13 protein-coding genes are annotated in these 16,522 nt (G+C 58.3%); 8 read left to right on the top strand and 5 right to left on the bottom strand.

What is annotated here, in order from left to right; genetic code table 11:
* Nucleotides 1-3 precede the first annotated feature (3 nt).
* Genes waaA through CH74_RS08910 form a run of 3 tightly spaced genes read right to left on the bottom strand, consistent with a single transcriptional unit; the run spans nucleotide 4 to nucleotide 3,826 of the window.
* Nucleotides 4-1,299 (bottom strand): lipid IV(A) 3-deoxy-D-manno-octulosonic acid transferase, encoded by a 1,296-nt coding sequence (gene waaA, locus CH74_RS08920; RefSeq protein WP_048307116.1) that lies wholly within the window; start codon nucleotides 1,297-1,299, stop codon nucleotides 4-6.
* Nucleotides 1,300-2,730, bottom strand: a complete 1,431-nt coding sequence (gene hldE / locus CH74_RS08915) for a bifunctional D-glycero-beta-D-manno-heptose-7-phosphate kinase/D-glycero-beta-D-manno-heptose 1-phosphate adenylyltransferase HldE (RefSeq protein WP_048307115.1) — start codon at nucleotides 2,728-2,730, stop codon at nucleotides 1,300-1,302.
* A complete protein-coding gene (locus CH74_RS08910) occupies nucleotides 2,720-3,826 on the bottom strand; it encodes a glycosyltransferase family 9 protein (protein WP_048307114.1) in 1,107 nt (368 codons plus the stop codon). Before CH74_RS08910 ends, hldE begins: the two co-directional genes overlap by 11 nt.
* Here CH74_RS08910 and CH74_RS08905 point away from each other — a divergent pair.
* From CH74_RS08905 to CH74_RS08885, 5 genes are all read left to right on the top strand, one after another.
* The gene (locus CH74_RS08905; protein ID WP_048307113.1) at nucleotides 3,825-4,577 is read left to right on the top strand and encodes a 3-deoxy-D-manno-octulosonic acid kinase; all 753 of its coding nucleotides are present in this window, start codon (nucleotides 3,825-3,827) and stop codon (nucleotides 4,575-4,577) included. The two genes, CH74_RS08910 and CH74_RS08905, sit on opposite strands and share 2 nt — an antisense overlap.
* A 17-nt stretch (nucleotides 4,578-4,594) precedes the next feature.
* Nucleotides 4,595-6,448 (top strand): DUF3413 domain-containing protein, encoded by a 1,854-nt coding sequence (locus tag CH74_RS08900; RefSeq protein ID WP_048307112.1) that lies wholly within the window; start codon nucleotides 4,595-4,597, stop codon nucleotides 6,446-6,448.
* A gap of 16 nt (nucleotides 6,449-6,464) precedes the next feature.
* Complete coding sequence (locus tag CH74_RS08895) at nucleotides 6,465-7,253, top strand: glycosyltransferase family 2 protein (protein ID WP_048307111.1); 789 nt, start codon at nucleotides 6,465-6,467, stop codon at nucleotides 7,251-7,253.
* Complete coding sequence (locus CH74_RS08890; protein WP_048307110.1) at nucleotides 7,247-8,305, top strand: glycosyltransferase family 4 protein; 1,059 nt, start codon at nucleotides 7,247-7,249, stop codon at nucleotides 8,303-8,305. The genes CH74_RS08895 and CH74_RS08890 overlap by 7 nt, the downstream gene beginning before the upstream one ends.
* An 83-nt stretch (nucleotides 8,306-8,388) precedes the next feature.
* Entirely contained in the window at nucleotides 8,389-9,975 is a 1,587-nt protein-coding gene (locus tag CH74_RS08885) for a sulfatase-like hydrolase/transferase (protein ID WP_048307109.1), read from the top strand.
* Between the two features lie 17 nt (nucleotides 9,976-9,992).
* Here the strand turns inward: CH74_RS08885 and waaF are convergent, their stop codons facing one another.
* Both waaF and rfaD read right to left on the bottom strand, forming a co-directional pair.
* Nucleotides 9,993-11,024, bottom strand: a complete 1,032-nt coding sequence (gene waaF, locus CH74_RS08880; RefSeq protein WP_048307108.1) for a lipopolysaccharide heptosyltransferase II — start codon at nucleotides 11,022-11,024, stop codon at nucleotides 9,993-9,995.
* Complete coding sequence (gene rfaD / locus CH74_RS08875) at nucleotides 11,017-11,991, bottom strand: ADP-glyceromanno-heptose 6-epimerase (RefSeq protein WP_048307107.1); 975 nt, start codon at nucleotides 11,989-11,991, stop codon at nucleotides 11,017-11,019. The genes waaF and rfaD overlap by 8 nt, the downstream gene beginning before the upstream one ends.
* 130 nt (nucleotides 11,992-12,121) lie before the next feature.
* Between rfaD and glyQ the strand changes: the two genes are divergently transcribed.
* From glyQ to CH74_RS08860, 3 genes are all read left to right on the top strand, one after another.
* The gene (gene glyQ, locus CH74_RS08870; protein ID WP_048307106.1) at nucleotides 12,122-13,084 is read left to right on the top strand and encodes a glycine--tRNA ligase subunit alpha; all 963 of its coding nucleotides are present in this window, start codon (nucleotides 12,122-12,124) and stop codon (nucleotides 13,082-13,084) included.
* Between the two features lie 2 nt (nucleotides 13,085-13,086).
* Nucleotides 13,087-15,156 carry a glycine--tRNA ligase subunit beta gene (gene glyS, locus CH74_RS08865; protein WP_048307105.1) on the top strand — a complete coding sequence of 690 codons (2,070 nt, stop codon included), beginning with the start codon at nucleotides 13,087-13,089 and terminating at the stop codon, nucleotides 15,154-15,156.
* Between the two features lie 369 nt (nucleotides 15,157-15,525).
* The coding region (locus CH74_RS08860; protein ID WP_048307104.1) for a potassium channel family protein at nucleotides 15,526-16,522 on the top strand (997 nt) is incomplete at its 3' end.

Below are 16,522 nucleotides of genomic sequence, written 5' to 3'. Positions count from 1 at the left end.
CACTCACTTACCTGGAAGAAGCCGATCCAGGCCTTTTAAAGTCCGCTGCAAGGCGCCCGCGTTGGCCGCGATGATGGCGCGTCCGGCGTCGCCCTGGCGCTGGCGCTCATCCGGGCTGCCCATCAGCATGATCAGCGCATCACCAAGCGCCTGGGCATCAACTACCTCGATCAGCGCGTTCGCGCTACGCAATACCGTGGCGACGTCCTCGAAATTGGCAAGTTCTGGTCCGCTGAGTACCGGAATCCCCTGGGCGGCTGGTTCCAACAGATTGTGGCCACCGATGGGAACGAGGCTTCCGCCGACGAAAGCAATATCTGCAGCGCCGTAGAGCACTGCCAGCTCGCCCATGGTATCGCCGAGATACACCGTGGTGTCGCTTCGAACTGTCTCGTTTCGGGAACGTCTAGCCAACTGCTGGCCCTGTTTTTGACATAAGACTGCGACATCCTCGAAGCGTTGAGGATGGCGTGGCACCAGTATCAATAAAGCCGATGGATAAGCTTCCCGTAGCCTGGCATGGGCGACCAGCATCAGCTCATCTTCACCTGAATGGGTCGAGGCGGCGATCCATATCGGGCGGGAGCCAAATAGGGTATGTAAGTGTTTACTATCAACAGAAACAGCGTCTGCCGTGGGAATATCGAACTTGAGAGAACCAACGACGGTGGTTTTCGATGCGGCCATCCCCAGACGCTGAAAGCGCTTGGCATCCTGCTCCGACTTGGCCGCCAGCCAGTCGATCTTGCCCAAGGCATCCGCCATCAGCGCCCTGATTCGCAGATAGCCCTGCAGCGCTTTTGCCGACAATCGCCCGTTGACCACTGCCAATGGAATTCGCTGTTGGTAACAAGCGTGCAGCAGATTAGGCCATAGCTCTGTCTCGAAGAAGATGGCCATCTCAGGCCGCAGTCGCGCGATAAAACGACGGGCGGCCCCGGGGAAATCCAGCGGCAGAAAGTAATGACTCACTTCGCCTTTGAATAGCGATGTGACCCGCTCCGCGCCGGTGGCGGTCATGGTGGTGACCACCAGATGATGGTCCGGATAACGCTCGCGGAGGGATTCGATCAGCGGGCGCGCGGCCTGCACCTCCCCCAGGGAGGCGGCATGCAGCCAGAGTCTGGGGCGCTCGCTTGATACCTTGATTAACCCCAGCCGTTCACGACGCAGGTTAGTGGGTACCCACTCACGCCACAGGCGCCACCACAGCAAGGGTGAGAGTAGATAAAGCGCCAGGCTGTAGAGCCAGCGTGCCCAGGGATGGCGTTGAGGAGTAGACCCTTCGCGCGTCGCCATTCAGCGCTCGCGGTCAAGGATGGTTTCAATCATCGCCGTGGTAGAGACACCGTCTTCGAAATCCAGCACCCGGACTTCGCCGCCGTTATTGATCACCGCCTCACCTCCGGCAATCGCTTCGGGCAAATAATCGCCGCCCTTGACCAGGATGTCCGGCAGCAGCGCCTCGATCAGCCGCGCCGGGGTATCCTCGCTGAAGGCAACCACCCAATCCACCGCGCCCAGGCCACTGAGCACCTGCATACGACGCTTGAGCGGGTTGATCGGCCGGCGTGGGCCCTTGAGCCGTGCAATGGAAGCATCATCGTTGACCGCCACGATCAAACGATCGCCGAGCCGTCGCGCCTGTTCCAGGTAAGCCACGTGACCCGCATGCAGAATATCGAAACAGCCGTTGGTCATGACCACTCGCTCGCCGCGAATCTGGGCGGCCTTGACTGCCTCGATCAGCACCGGCTCCTCGATCAGGCCGAATTCCGCCAGTTTATCGCCATGCAATGCGGTATAGAGCTCCGCTACCGAAAGGGTCGCGGTACCCGGCTTGGCCACCACCAGACCCGCGGCCAGATTGGCCAGAGTCATTGCCTCGGGATAGCCGTGTCCCGATGCCAGGGCCAGCCCCAGCACGCCGATCACCGTATCACCAGCGCCGGTAACATCAAAAACTTCCCGGGCGTGGGTGGGCAGATGTAGCGGCGGGGCATCCTTGAGAATCAAGGTCATGCCCTTTTCACTGCGGGTGATCAGTACCGCCTCGAGGGCCAGTTCATGACGCAGACGCTCACCTTTCTTGGCCAGTTCAGCATCACTGCGACAAGGGCCGACCACGGTCTCGAATTCCGCGAAATTGGGGGTGATGACACTCGCACCGCGATAGCGCTGGAAGTCGCTGCCTTTAGGGTCCACCAGCACCCGCTTGCCGCTTTCACGAACCAGCGCGATCAGCTCTTCGATGCGGTTGAGAGTTCCCTTGCCATAGTCGGAGAGAATGACCAGGTCCGTTTCCAGCAATGTAGCCTCGACCCGCTTGAGCAGCTCTTTCGTATCGACCCCGGCCACGTCTTCTTCGAAGTCGAGACGAATCAACTGCTGATTGCGACTCATGATGCGCAGCTTGGTGATCGTCGGTATATCCGGGCTACGCTGAAAGTGAACGCTTACTTCGGCATCTTCCAACCGAGCGGCGAGCAGATCAGCGTTGTCATCGTCTCCCACCAGCCCTGCCAGCGATGCACGACCACCCAGGGACGCGATATTGAGCGCCACGTTGGCGGCACCGCCAGGACGATCCTCGGCCTCCCCTACCCGCACCACCGGTACCGGCGCCTCAGGAGAGATACGCGAGGTACCGCCATGCCAGTAGCGATCGAGCATGACATCTCCCACCACCAGCACCCGGGCTCGTTCCAGAGCGGTCAGATCAAATTTCATCATGAGACTCCACGGCAGGGGCACTCGGGTGCGCCTCAAGCAGCGCATCGAGGCGTTCGATGACATCGCTTGCCTGGATCAGCGCCATCGCATCCGGATGGCGGACGCGATCGCCCCAATTGATCTCATCGAGCTGCTTGTGCATGTAGGTGTATACCGCTTCAGGATAGCGATTGACCACATAATTCTGCCAGCAATAAGGGGCGGCACGCTCCGGATTGGTGGTGGCGTAAAGCCCTACCGTGGGGGTGCCCAACGCATTGGCCATGTGTACCGGTCCGGAATCCGGTGCCACCACCGCTCGGGCGTTGTCGATCAGCGCCAGCAGACCCTTGAGCGAGGTCTTGCCCATGGTATCGATGATCGCCTCGGCAACGGTCAGGGCACGAATGCGCTCGCTCATTTCCCGCTCCTGGGAACTGCCGCCGCCGCTGAGCAGGGTCTTGAGCCCATGCTGAGTCCATAGATGCTCGATGACCGTGGCATAGCCCTGGGCGGACCAGTTGCGAAAATTGCGCAGACGCGGATTGGCACAAGGACTCATCAGAACGTAAGAGGCCTCGCCGCTCAAGCGCAGCGCCTCGGCGTAGGCGATTTCGGGTATCGGCAGATCCCACTCGAGTTGTTCAGTATTGGCTGGATCGACCCCCAAGGCGCGGGCGAAGTCCATGAAGGATTCGAGTACGTGGGCCCGGGGATGCGGTGCCAGCTGACGCTGGGTGAACCAGCGCTGCCAATCCTTGGAACGCGCCTTGTCATAACCGATACGTACATCCGCCTTGAGCCCAAAAGAGAGCACGCTGGCACGCAGCGCCTGCTGCATGTGCAGCAGCACGTCGAAGCGGGTGTCAGACAGCTCACGCCAGAGTTTTCGCATGCCCGCAAGGCCACTGGCCTTGTCGTACATGACAAGCTCGACCCCGGACAGGCCAGAAAGTAGACTATGCTCCCCCTTGCCAAGGACCCAGGTTATGCGCGCGGACGGCCATTGCCGCTGCAACGCACGTACGGTAGGAACCAGATTGCAGACATCGCCCAGCGCGGAGAGTCGCAGCACGCAGATATGCGCGGGGCGGGCGGGCAGAGGATGCTTCATGCGCTTGGCGACACTCCAGTTTGAGAAAGAGTTCATCTTATACGATGCCGGCATTCTATGGGACGCAACAGCTACGTCACAAATCGTGTCCACAGATCCCTTGGCGGTATCGCCGACCCCCGCCTGGTTCAATGAGGACTTCTGGCAGGCTCGGGGGTCGGTGGTCGGTCAAGCACCGGGGCGCGGCACCAGCCTGTTCGTCGATGCCTCGAGCATTGTTGGCGACCAGCAATGGGTGCTGCGCCAATATCATCGTGGTGGTCTGGTGGCAAAAGTAAACGCTTCCCGGTATCTCTGGCTCGGGCTCGAACGCACCCGTGCCTTTCGCGAATTGCGTCTGACGGCGCTATTGAAAGAGAAAGGATTGCCTGTGGCCCAGCCTGTCGCTGCCCTGGTGCATCATCTTGGCGCAACCTATGAGGCCGCCCTGATCACAAGGCGTCTCGAAGGCGCCCGGGCGCTGGCGGACCTGCTGGACCGAGCGGATGATGCCTTGCTCGTGCGAGTCGGCGAGACCATCCGGCGCTTTCATCGAGCCGGCCTCGATCACGTGGACTTGAATGCCCGCAACCTGCTCATCACCCCGGATGGCCAGGTGTGGATGATCGATCTGGATCGCTGCCGTCTGCGTCGCCCCGGCCGCTGGCAACAGGCCAATCTGCATCGTCTTGCCCGTTCGCTGAAGAAATTTTCACCCCAGGACACTGCACGTCATTGGCAGGCGTTACTGCAGGGTTATCATAAATTGTGACGAGTAAATCTTCTTTCATGCCTCAACTTGATTACTTTCCCGCTCGACAGCGCCTGCGTGCAAGCCTTGCCTTTGCGCTGATCAACCTGGTGCTGGTCTGGCTCATTGCCCTGCGCTATACGCCCTATCTAGAAGTGCCCGAGGATGCGCTGGGTATCACCTATCTGATTCTGACCTGGGCGGGGCACTTTGCGCTGCTCACCCTCTTGGCCTGGCTTCCTATCGGCATGCTCGCGCTTGTGCTGCCCCGACGCATACTCTGGCTACCCGCAGCACTACTGGCCTCGGCGGGGCTATGGCTGCTCCTGCTCGATACCGGGGTCTACGCGCAGTATCGCTTCCATATCAACAATTTCATGGTTTCGTTGTTTCTTGACGACAAGAACGGCGACATCTTCAGCTTCAGCCTTTCCACCTGGCTCGTCGTTGGCGGTATCGCTTTAGCGCTGTTGCTCGCCGAGGCCTGGCTAGCTGCCCGGCTGTTTGCCTCTCCTGGCGTTCAGCGCCTGCCATTATGGCGAGGAGTCGCAGTACTGATGGTGGCAATGATGGCAAGCCATCTCATTCATGTCATTGCCGATGCACGCTATCGCCAGAGCGTCACCCAGCAGGTGGGCATATTCCCTCTGCTGTTTCCCGCCACCGCCAAGGACTTCATGGAGGAGCATGGATGGCTTGATCCACGCGCCGCTCGGGCACAGCGTGTCGATCTTGGCAAGCAAACCGCCGATACGCTGCAGTGGCCGAAGAACCCGCTTAGTTGCTCATCGCCCTCGGATCAGCCGAACCTGCTGTTCATCGTGCTCGACTCCTGGCGCCAGGATGAATACGGCCCGGAGAATACCCCGGCGATGTATGCCGCGCTGAAAAATGAGGGCCTACGCTTTAGAAATCATTTCAGCGGTGGCAACGCCACTCGTAACGGCATCATGAGCCTGTTCTATGGATTGACCGGCAACTATTATCAAATGTTGCAGGATACCCAGACCCCGCCGCTATTGATCACCCAGCTCCAGAAACATGGCTACGAGATGAGCATCTTCAGTGCCGCCAGCTTGAACAGCGTCGGATTCGACCGTTCGGTCTTCGCCTCGATTCCCAAGCTGCGCCCGGCGGCCCCAGGGGATACATCCGTCGATCGGGATCGCAACATGACCCAGGAGTGGCTCGAGTGGCAGGCAGAACGCGAAAACGACAAGACTCCTTGGTTCAGCCTGTTGTTCTATGATGCGCCCCACGGTTACGCGGTACCGGCAGACATGAAGCGCCCTTTCGAGCCATCCGCCGACTCAATGGATTATCTGACGCTCGGTCCCGAAACGGACCCTGCATTGATTCGCAATCTGCATCGCAACGCCGCCTATTTCGATGATCAACTGATTGCCAAGGTCATCGAAAGACTCAAGGAGAGCGGCGAATGGGAGAACACCGTTCTGGTCGTGACCAGCGATCATGGCCAGTCCTTCAATGACTTCGGCCGGAACTACTGGGGGCACAACAGTCACTTTGCCCCGCCCCAGACCCAGGTGCCGATGATCCTTCACGGGCCGGGCATCTCTGCCGGCGAGCACGCCGGCACTACCAGCCATCTGGATCTGGCGCCGACACTGATGCGTCATGTGCTGGGTTGCACCAATCCCGCGAGCGATTACAGTCATGGTGATGACCTGCTCGATCCGTCCCTTGACCATGACTGGGTGGCAGCCAGCAGCTATCTCGATCTTGCTGTCATCGAAAAGGATCGCATCACGGTGATCGATGGCGCCGGCGGCTGGGAGGTGGTGGATCATCAGATGGCGCCTCAGGAGAAAGCGATCTCGCCGGTTGTCTTCAAGGCCATTCAGGCGCTCAAGCGGTTTTATCCGCAGTGAATCGAACAGGAGACTCATGGCCACTATCACCGGCGTCGTCATCACCCTGAACGAGGCAGCCAACATAGAGGCCTGTCTGGCCTCATTGGCCAACGTCTGTGACGAGCTGATCGTCGTCGATTCCGGCTCGACGGATGCTACCTGCCGGCTTGCCGAACAGGCCGGTGCCCGGGTGATTGCGCAGCCCTACCTGGGCGACGGCCCGCAGAAGAACGTCGGGCCGGCCCAGGCAAGCAACCGCTGGGTACTCTCTCTGGATGCGGATGAGCGGCTGACCGATGAAGCCATCAAGGCGATCAGAGGGCTTGAGCTGGACAATAGCGAACAGGAAGCGTTTGCCTTGAGACGGCGTAACTATCTAGGCTCACGCTGGATCAAGACCTGCGGCTGGTACCCGGACTACTGTGTGCGGCTGTTCGATCGGGAACGCACGGCGTTTTCCGACAGCCGACAGCACGCCTCGATTCCCGCCAGCAATGCGACCCGTCTGGATGCGGATATCGACCACTACTCCTTCGCCAATCTGAGTGAGCTTTTCACCAAGGCCAGCGGGCGCTTTTCCAGCCGCGCCGCCAAGATCATGTATCTCAAGGGCAAGAAGGCCAACGCCTTGTCACCCTTTGTCCATGGGACCAATGCCTTCGTGCGCAAGTATGTGTTTCAGCGGGGTTTCAGCTCGGGCCTCGATGGCATGTCCGTGGCGCTCTCCGCCGCGGTGAATGCCTACCTGAAATATGCCAAGCTGCTGGAACTGCAGCGCGATTCCCAGGTACGGGAGGCGGAGGATTTCGACCGGATATGGTAGCGAGCAATCCCTCGACGCTGCACGTTCGCCACGTCAATCTGGCCCGGGGCTTTCGCGGGGGCGAACGTCAGACCGAGCTTTTGATGCGGGCACTGGCCGAGCGAGGCATTCGACAGAGCCTGGTATGTCGCAGCGACTCGCCGCTGCGCAGGGAGCTTGCGGATCTCGATATCGCCTTGATTGCCGCCAATCATCAGCTGGCAGGCCATTTTGCCGGTGGCCGCGCGGATCTGGTGCATGCCCACGAGGCCAAGGCGGTGCACTGGGCTTATCTGCAGCGCTGCCTGCGAGGCACACCTTATCTGCTCACTCGGCGGGTACCGCAGCCGGTCAAGAACAAGCCCCTCAATCGCCGCACCTATCGCGCCGCTTCTTGTCTGGTCGCCATCTCGTCGGTGATCGAAAGTCACTTGCGCGCGCGCGGCTGGGCCCCGGTCATACGCATCCCCAGTGCCCTGGCCCGTCTTGCAAGCGTCTCGGACCGGGTCGAGGCGCTGCGAGAGCGCTTCAAGGGACGTCGAATTGTGGGCCATATCGGTGCCCTGGTGGACCGGCACAAAGGGCAACGTCTGCTGATCGATGCCGCCCGACGGCTGCGTGCTAGTTTCCCCGATGTGCTCTTTGTGTGTCTGGGCCAAGGTGAAGACGAGACTGAACTAAAACGCGAGAGCGCGGACCTCGACAACCTGATCTGGGAAGGCTTTCATGACAATGTCGGCGATTATCTGCAGGTGATGGATCTGTTTGCCTTTCCCTCCCGCAACGAAGGGTTGGGGTCGATCCTGCTGGACGTCATGGATCATGGCGTTCCCATCGTTGCCGCGGAGGTGGACGGCATTCCTGATATCGTGATTCATGAACAAAGCGGCTTGCTGGTTCCCGCCGAGGATGGCAAGGCCTTGGCGGAGGCCATCGCGCAGCTGCTCGACAACCCGGGGCTTGGCGAGCAGCTTGCCCAGGATGCGCGCCAACGCCTGACTGGGTTTACCCCAGACGCCATGGCAGAGGCCTATCTAGCCCTGTATCAGCGTATTTGTCAGGATAATATCTGACCTTCATAGCTCTAAAAGAGATGACAGACAATCTCTGATCAGCCTTGTTAAGCTTCGCATATCTGCGAAAGGACTCAACGGCAATGCCGACTCGTACTTCTCTTGTTCGCTGGCTGGCGCTCGGTTTTCTCGGACTATGTCTGGGCTACGCCATTACCACCGTGCTGGCTCTCACCCATTTTTTGACCCTAGCGGTTCTGGCAGCCTGGCTGGTACTGGCCTGGGGGTTTCGCTGGGGTGCAACGTCCCATGCGCGGCCGCCGGTCAGGGTCTGGCCCTGGTGCCTGTTGCCCCTGGCGCTGTGGTGGCTGGCGATCTATGTGACCGACAGCTATGGCCGAGTGGATATGGGCGCCATTTTGTTCCATTTCCAGGCCGGCGTTGCCGAGCACGGCGGCACCGGTCGTATCCTGATTGCCATTCTGCACACTCTGGCGGGTGTCTTGATGCTAGTCGCCTTCACCTGGCTGGTACGGGTCGATCATCGCTGGCGACTGCTCGAGCGCATCCTGATGCTGTTTCTGCTGGCGTTCAACCCCCTACTTTTCGGATTCTCCCGCCAGGGGGTCGCCATCGTGGCAGAGGACGGCGCCTGGCTCGATCGGCGCTACATACCCCCCGCCATCGAGGCATCCCCTGAGTCGTCGCCCAATCTGATCATCCTTTATCTGGAAAGTATCGAAGGCACCTATGCGGATGCATCGCGCTTCGGTGATGTATACGACGATCTGGATGCGTTGGGTGAGCGAGGGCTGGTGTTCAAGGGCGTGCGTCAGAGCGAGAATACCGGCTGGACCATGGCGGGAATGATCGCAAGCCAATGCGGGGCACCGCTGATGCCTGCCGGGCTGATTCACGATCATCAGTTCGAGCCGCTCCAGCATGTGCTTCCCGGGGTGAACTGTCTGGGAGATCTGCTTTCGGCCCAGGGGTATCGGCAACTGTACATGGCCGGCGCGAGCCTCGAATTCGCGGGCAAGGGGCTGTTCTACAAGGGTCATGGTTTCGACAAGACACTTGGGCGCCATCAGCTCGAGCCACGCTTGGATGATCCTGCCTATCTCAATAGCTGGGGGCTCAACGATGACTCCCTGCTCGACATTGCCGTGGAGGAAGTGAGTAAACTAGCCCAACAGCCCGGCCCGTTCACCTTCGTTACCCTGACTCTTTCAGGCCACCCACCTTATGGCTATCCCGCCAAAAGCTGTCTTGAGCGTCAGGGCGAGTTCGACGGCGTGGATATTCTATATTCGGTGAAGTGCAGCGCCTGGCTGGCACGTAGATTCATTGAGCAACTGGACTCACAAGGGCTGCTCGAGAACACCCTGGTCGTGGTGGCAAGCGATCATCTGTCCATGAAGAATTCCGCTTGGCTACAGCTGATCGAAAAGTCTCGGGAGAATACCTTGATCATGTTCGGCAATGGCTTGCCACACAAGGTGGTCCATCGTGAGGCTGCCACCATGGATATTCTGCCAACCCTGCTCGAAGCCATGGGCTTCACCATTCCGTCTCATCGAGCTGGGCTCGGTGCATCGCTGCTTTCTCCAGCTCAAACGCTTGTCGAGCGTCACGGCCTTGAAGATCTTAATACCCGCATGCTGGAAGAGCGCGAGCTGCAGCTGAGACTATGGCAAAAAGTCAGGGACAAGCCGTCTCCAAAGGGTTGAACCGACCTATGGCTTGCTCACGCCTCATTCAGCTTGATCGCTTGTAGCAGACGCTCCGGTGCAATCAGCTGCAGGCAATGGGTATGACCCAAGGGACACTCGCGCTTGAAACAGGGTGAGCAGGTCAGCGCCAGGGTGTGAATGCTGGCGTTACTCGTCAGCGGCGGTGTATAACGCGGTGTGGAGGAGCCATAGACCGCCTGAACATGGCTACCCACCGCTGCCGCCACATGCATCAAGCCCGAATCGTTGGTCACTACCTGTTGGCAGTCCGCGAGCAGATCCACCGCATCCACCAGCTGCGTCTTGCCGCAAAGATTGTAAGCGTGGGCCAGATCGGCGGTAATGGTCTCTCCAGCTGCAACATCCTTGGGGCCGCCCAGCACTCGAATCGCATAGCCGTGGTTCACCAGCTGCTGTGCCAGGCGTCGAAAGTGCGCAAGCGGCCACTGCTTGGCGGGACCGTATTCCGCGCCAGGCATCATGCCGATGGCGGGCCGTTCGCTTAGATCATGGGTCGACTTCAGCATCGCCAGATTGTCGCTGTCCGTCTCGAGACTGGGCGTCGGTATGGCGAAATTGCCTTGTTGTGCCTCTGCTTCCGGCAGGCCTAGGGAGACGAAACGCTTGACGGTTTGATCGAGCACCGTCTTGTCCAGTTTGCGCCGCTGCGTGAGCAGCACCAGGCGCTGCTCCCCGGTGAAGCCGACTCGCGTGGGTATGTGCGCCAGAAAAGGCACCAGCGCCGACTTCCAGGAGCGTGGCAGTACGATAGCGCGATCGAAGCGCCCCTTGAGGCTGCGAGCCACCTGACGCCGAACGCTCAAGCCGAACTGCCCGTGCTTGACGTCCAGGGCGATTGCCTCATCGACCTCGGCCATGCGCGCCAGAATTGGCTGTGACCAGGCTGGCGCCAGCACTCCGATGTGGCAACCCGGATGACGAGCCTTCAGCGTCTTGAACAGGCTCTGGGCCATGACCATGTCACCGACCCAGGAAGGCCCCACCACCAGAATGCGCTCGCATCTGAGCCGATTCGAATCAGTCATTCAGCCATTCCAAATAAGCGCCCACTCCTTCCGCTACGGTCTTGAACTCCGCGTCGTAACCCACTTCCCGCAGCCGCGAAATATCCGCCCGGGTATAGCTTTGGTAACGGCCCTTGAGTTCCTCGGGAAAGGCGATGTATTCGATTTGACCCTTGATCCCCTGGTTGCGGTCGTAATAGGCGATCACGCTTTCGGCAATAGTCTTGAACGGCTCAGCCCGGCCGGTGCCCAGATTGAAGATGCCCGAGTGCTCCGGGTGATCGAGAAACCAGAGATTGACCGCGACCGCATCGCCCACGTAGACGAAATCCCGGCTCTGCATGCCCGCATCGAATCCATCCCAGGCGCCGAACAGGCGTGGATTCTGCCCCTGAGTTACCTGGGTGTGGTGATGAAAAGCGACGCTTGCCATCTTGCCCTTGTGCTGCTCTCGCGGGCCGTAGACGTTGAAGTAGCGAAAGCCCACTACCTGGCTGGTCAGGCTGTGCCAGTGCTGGCGTACATATTGATCGAAGAGCCGCTTGGAATAGCCATACACGTTAAGGGGCTTCTCATACTCCGGCGCTTCAAAAAAGACGTCGCTGCCGCCATAGGTAGCCGCGGAAGAGGCATAAAGCAGCGGGATACCACGTCGCTGGCACAGATGGAACAACACCTTGGAGTACTCGAAGTTGTTTTCGAGCATGAACTTACCATCCCACTCTGTCGTATCCGAACAGGCGCCCTCGTGAAAGATCGCCTCGATGGGCGGCAAGCGTTCACTGGTATCACCACGTAGCTCGTTGCGTGCCCGACGCAGGAACTCATGTTTGTCCAGATAGTCCCCCAGACTGCAGTCGGCCAGGTTGACGAACTTGGTGCCATCGGTCAGATCGTCGACTACCATAACGTCCTGATGACCTCTGGCATTGAGCGCCTTGACCAGATTGGCGCCAATGAACCCGGCTCCGCCTGTGACTACGATCATGGTTCGCCCTCTCTGTTGGTTCCGATTTTCGGTCTCGCCGCCTTGCCATTTCGGCGCCGCGCCTATAACCCCTAGGCTGCTGATTGTATACTTGACGGCTCATGAATTCATGGCTAACGGTGCTTCACCCATGACACAGTCGCCACCCGACGTGCAAACCTTCCAGGGCCTCATTCTCGCCCTGCAGCAGTACTGGGCCGAACAAGGCTGCGTGATTTTGCAGCCACTGGACATGGAAGTCGGTGCCGGCACCTTTCATCCGGCAACCTTCCTACGCTCCATCGGTCCCGAGAACTGGAACGCCGCCTATGTGCAGCCTTCACGGCGTCCCACCGATGGCCGCTATGGCGAGAATCCCAATCGTCTGCAGCACTACTATCAGTTTCAGGTCGTCATGAAACCCTCTCCGGAGAATTTTCAGGAACTCTACCTGGGCTCTTTGAAACGATTGGGCCTTGATCCGCTGATCCACGACATTCGTTTCGTCGAGGATAACTGGGAATCGCCGACCCTGGGCGCCTGGGGATTGGGTTGGGAAATCTGGCTCAACGGCATGGAAGTCACCCAGTTCACCTACTTTCAACAGGCTGGCGGTATTGAATGCTACCCGGTGACCGGTGAGCTGACCTATGGCCTGGAACGTATCGCGATGTATCTTCAGGATGTCGATAGCGTCTACGATCTGGTGTGGGCCATTGCGCCGGACGGCACTCAAGTAAGCTATGGCGACGTCTATCTGCAAAACGAGCGCGAGCAGTCCACCTACAACTTCGAACACGCCAACGTCGATGCCCTGTTTGCTCAGTTCGATCATCTCGAAAGCGAGTGTACCAAGCTGCTCGAGATCCCACTGCCTCTTCCCGCCTACGAGATGGTGCTCAAGGCATCGCACACCTTCAATCTGCTCGATGCGCGTCATGCGATCTCGGTGACGGAGCGGCAGCGCTATATTCTGCGGGTGCGTACTTTGGCCCGAGAGGTTGCCCAGGCATATTACCAATCGCGCAAGATGGCTGGCTTTCCCATGGCCAGTGATGCTCTGCGCCGTGAGTTACTGGCCGAAGAGCCGCTTACCGAAAAGGGAGATGTGTGAGGATGGCTTCCAATACCCTACTGATCGAATTAGGTGTCGAGGAACTTCCTCCGGGCGCTATCGATACACTTTCGGACGCCTTTGCTGCCAATATCGCCGAAGGCCTGCGGAAAGCGGAGGTCGGCTTCGATCAGGTACGCGCCTACGCCACTCCCCGCCGTCTGGCAGTACAGATAAGCGCCCTTGAGGACAAGCAGCCGGATCGAGAAATCGAGCGACGTGGCCCGGCACTTGGCGCCGCCTTCAAGGATGGTGAACCCACTAAGGCCGCAATGGGATTTGCCCGCTCCTGTGGTGTCGACGTCGATCAGCTGATGCAGCTTGAAACTGACAAGGGCACTTGGCTCGGCTATCGCTTCACCCAAAGCGGTGAGCCGGTTACGGCTCTTCTGCCCGACATCATCACCAAAGCTGTCGCCGACCTGCCGGTGCCCAAGTACATGCGCTGGGGCGCGTCGCGAATCGAGTTCTCCCGACCGGTTCATTGGCTGGTCGTGCTCTATGGCAGAGATGTGGTCGAAGCTCGCGTACTGGATCTCGATGCCGGGCGAAACACCCGAGGTCATCGCTTTCATGCTCCGGCGCCGATTGAGCTGGTCCATGCAGAAGATTATCTGGAAGCCCTGGAAGGCGCCTATGTGCTTGCTGACCGGGAGCAGCGGCGCGAACGCATTCGTCAGCAGGTGCTTGCTCGAGCGGAGGTCCTGAACGCCACAGCGGTCATCGACGAAGCATTGCTCGTCGAGGTCAGTGGCCTGGTGGAATGGCCCGTGGCTCTGGCAGGCAGCTTCGATGTACGCTTTCTCGAAGTGCCTGCGCAATGCCTGGTGTCATCGATGAAGGCCAATCAAAAGTACTTTCATCTTCTCGATGAGTCCGGCCGTCTCAAGCCCGCGTTCATCACCATTTCCAATATCGAAAGCCGTGATCCGCGGCAGGTTGTCGAAGGCAACGAAAAGGTCATTCGCCCTCGCCTGGCGGATGCCGCCTTCTTTTATGAAGCGGATCTTGGCCGTAGTCTTGCTTCCCGACGGGATGGTCTGGCAAACGTGACTTTCCAGCATCAGCTTGGCTCACTTGCCGACAAGAGTGATCGCATCGAGGTGCTGGCCCGCGCTATTGTCCAGCGCATCGATGGTAACAGCGAACATGCCGGACGCGCCGCACAGCTTGCCAAGTGCGATCTCGTCACGGAGATGGTGCAGGAATTTCCTGAGCTGCAGGGCACCATGGGCTATTACTATGCCCGCCACGATGGCGAGCCGGATGCAGTCGCCCAGGCGCTGCAGGAGCAGTATTTGCCTCGCTTTGCCAGCGATCAAATACCACAGACCGCCACCGGCCAGGCACTGGCCCTGGCGGATCGCCTGGATACGCTGGTGGGTATATTTGGCATTGGCCAACGCCCCAGCGGCACCAAGGATCCCTTTGCTTTGCGTCGTGCCGCGATTGGGGTGCTCAATATCTTGATCAAGGCCGAGCTCGATCTCGATCTGCGTGAGCTGCTTCAACAGACAGCGGCACAGCATCAGGCACTGCCAAAGGCCGAGGGCGTGGTAGATGAAGTGCTCGACTACATGCTTGATCGCTTCCGGGCTTGGACTCAGGATGAAGGTATTGCTGTAGAGGTCTATTTGGCAGTGCGCGCTCGTCCCGTCACAAGGCCTCTGGATTTTGCTCGTCGTGTGCGTGCCGTGAACGCCTTCAGTCAGCGTGAGGAAGCCACAGCGCTTGCGGCCGCCAACAAGCGCGTCTCCAATATCTTGGCAAAGCAGGAATACGACCACGAGAGTATTATCCGGGTCGATGAGCAGCTACTGCAGGAGCCCGCAGAACGGGCATTGGAGAAAGCCCTGGAAGAGCGCCGCGAATTGACAGCGCCGCTGCTTGCCGATGCCCGCTATCGGGAGGCCCTGGATGCGCTCGCTGCGCTCAGAGAACCCGTCGACATCTTCTTTGATGACGTCATGGTCATGACAGAGAATGCTGCAGTCCGTAACAATCGCCTGGCCTTGCTGGCCAAGCTGCAAGGGCTCTTTCTGGAAGTCGCGGATATCAGTCAGCTGCAATAGCGGCTAGTAGAAGTCATAGCGTTTCAAGCTTGAGAGGGTCAGCAATCATGCTGGCCCTTTTCTTTGAACTCTAACCTTCAGCTCATGTTTCACGTGAAACATGAGTCTTTTACATGTCGCTCCACCAGGCTGCATTGGCTCATCCCCTCTGGCGGTTGCCCTACGCTGCACCTCTCTAGGCTATTTTGTTCGTGGTATGGCAAGCTCAAGATAAGACATCAATTTCAGGAAAACAGTACCAACAAGCACCGGTCTGGATGAAATCCCAATTTGATGTCCTTTACCCATGCTAGCGTTTATAAGGCAGTGGCAAGTTATTCTCTACCCACAATGCCGGACTCGTAAGACCACACAAAAAAGGAAGCCAGAATGATAGGAAATCCCCTGCTTGGCATCATCGGATTTTTACTGATCGCGGTGGTGACCTACGACGCAATTCAAACCACGTTATCTGCGTCCAATTCAGGTCCATTGACCAATCGTTTTATCAATGCCATCTGGGAAGTGTTTCTCCAGATCCATCGCCGTCGAAAAAGCCACGCCATGCTGAATGCTGTGGGCCCTTGGATCACGATATCACTCATTATCCTTTGGGTAAGTCTTGCATGGCTTGGATGGTTTCTGCTCTTTTGCAGCGTTCCCTACGCAGTAGTGAATTCTACGACCATGGTGATGGCCACGGCACTGGAAAGATTTTATTTTATCGGATATACGATTTCGACTCTTGGCTACGGTGACTACGTGCCAGGCGATAATATCTGGCGATTTCTATCTGCACTCGCAGCAGCCAATGGACTGTTTCTTTTTACCTTAGCGGTTACTTATATCGTTCCGGTAGTATCAGCAACAGTGCAAAAACGCCAGTGCGCTTTATTAATTAGTTCACTAGGTCTTAGCCCGCTGCATATTATTAGAAACACGTGCCATGAAGGGGACTTCCCGGGTTTAACGGATCAACTTGCTTCATTGCGAGGCCCGATTACTATGCTGGGGCAGCAACATTTAGCTTATCCCATATTGCATTATTACCATAGCCAGCATTCCATAAGCGCACTACCAGTAGCTCTGACCAGGCTTTACCAGGCCTTGGTTATCATCGAGTACGCTTGTCCACGACTCGACGCGTCTACTCGATTGCAAGTTTCCGTCACCAAGGATTCAATTTATCAGTTCTTGGATACTCTACATACGGCATTTATCTATTCTTCTGAACACGAGCCTGATTTCCCAAACTTTACGGCCTATGCTCAGCTCCCCTGCTTCAACAAATCAGCAAAGCAGATTCATGAGCATCTGAGTAGCCAGTCTCGACAAAAGCTTCTACTTTGCTACAACTACAAGGATGGCTGGGATTGGAACGACGTTT

This window comes from Halomonas sp. PR-M31 (assembly GCF_001039575.1).
Lineage (GTDB): Bacteria > Pseudomonadota > Gammaproteobacteria > Pseudomonadales > Halomonadaceae > Modicisalibacter.
Note: the sequence above shows the minus strand (reverse complement) of the source record. Positions and strands in the feature narration are given on the sequence as shown.

Coding starts and splice junctions, on each gene's coding strand:
- waaA (WP_048307116.1), bottom strand. CDS start 1,299: ATGGCGACGCGCGAAGGGTCTACTCCTCAACGCCATCCCTGGGCACGC.
- hldE (WP_048307115.1), bottom strand. CDS start 2,730: ATGAAATTTGATCTGACCGCTCTGGAACGAGCCCGGGTGCTGGTGGTG.
- CH74_RS08905 (WP_048307113.1), top strand. CDS start 3,825: ATGCGCTTGGCGACACTCCAGTTTGAGAAAGAGTTCATCTTATACGAT.
- CH74_RS08910 (WP_048307114.1), bottom strand. CDS start 3,826: ATGAAGCATCCTCTGCCCGCCCGCCCCGCGCATATCTGCGTGCTGCGA.
- CH74_RS08900 (WP_048307112.1), top strand. CDS start 4,595: ATGCCTCAACTTGATTACTTTCCCGCTCGACAGCGCCTGCGTGCAAGC.
- CH74_RS08895 (WP_048307111.1), top strand. CDS start 6,465: ATGGCCACTATCACCGGCGTCGTCATCACCCTGAACGAGGCAGCCAAC.
- CH74_RS08890 (WP_048307110.1), top strand. CDS start 7,247: ATGGTAGCGAGCAATCCCTCGACGCTGCACGTTCGCCACGTCAATCTG.
- CH74_RS08885 (WP_048307109.1), top strand. CDS start 8,389: ATGCCGACTCGTACTTCTCTTGTTCGCTGGCTGGCGCTCGGTTTTCTC.
- waaF (WP_048307108.1), bottom strand. CDS start 11,024: ATGACTGATTCGAATCGGCTCAGATGCGAGCGCATTCTGGTGGTGGGG.
- rfaD (WP_048307107.1), bottom strand. CDS start 11,991: ATGATCGTAGTCACAGGCGGAGCCGGGTTCATTGGCGCCAATCTGGTC.
- glyQ (WP_048307106.1), top strand. CDS start 12,122: ATGACACAGTCGCCACCCGACGTGCAAACCTTCCAGGGCCTCATTCTC.
- glyS (WP_048307105.1), top strand. CDS start 13,087: ATGGCTTCCAATACCCTACTGATCGAATTAGGTGTCGAGGAACTTCCT.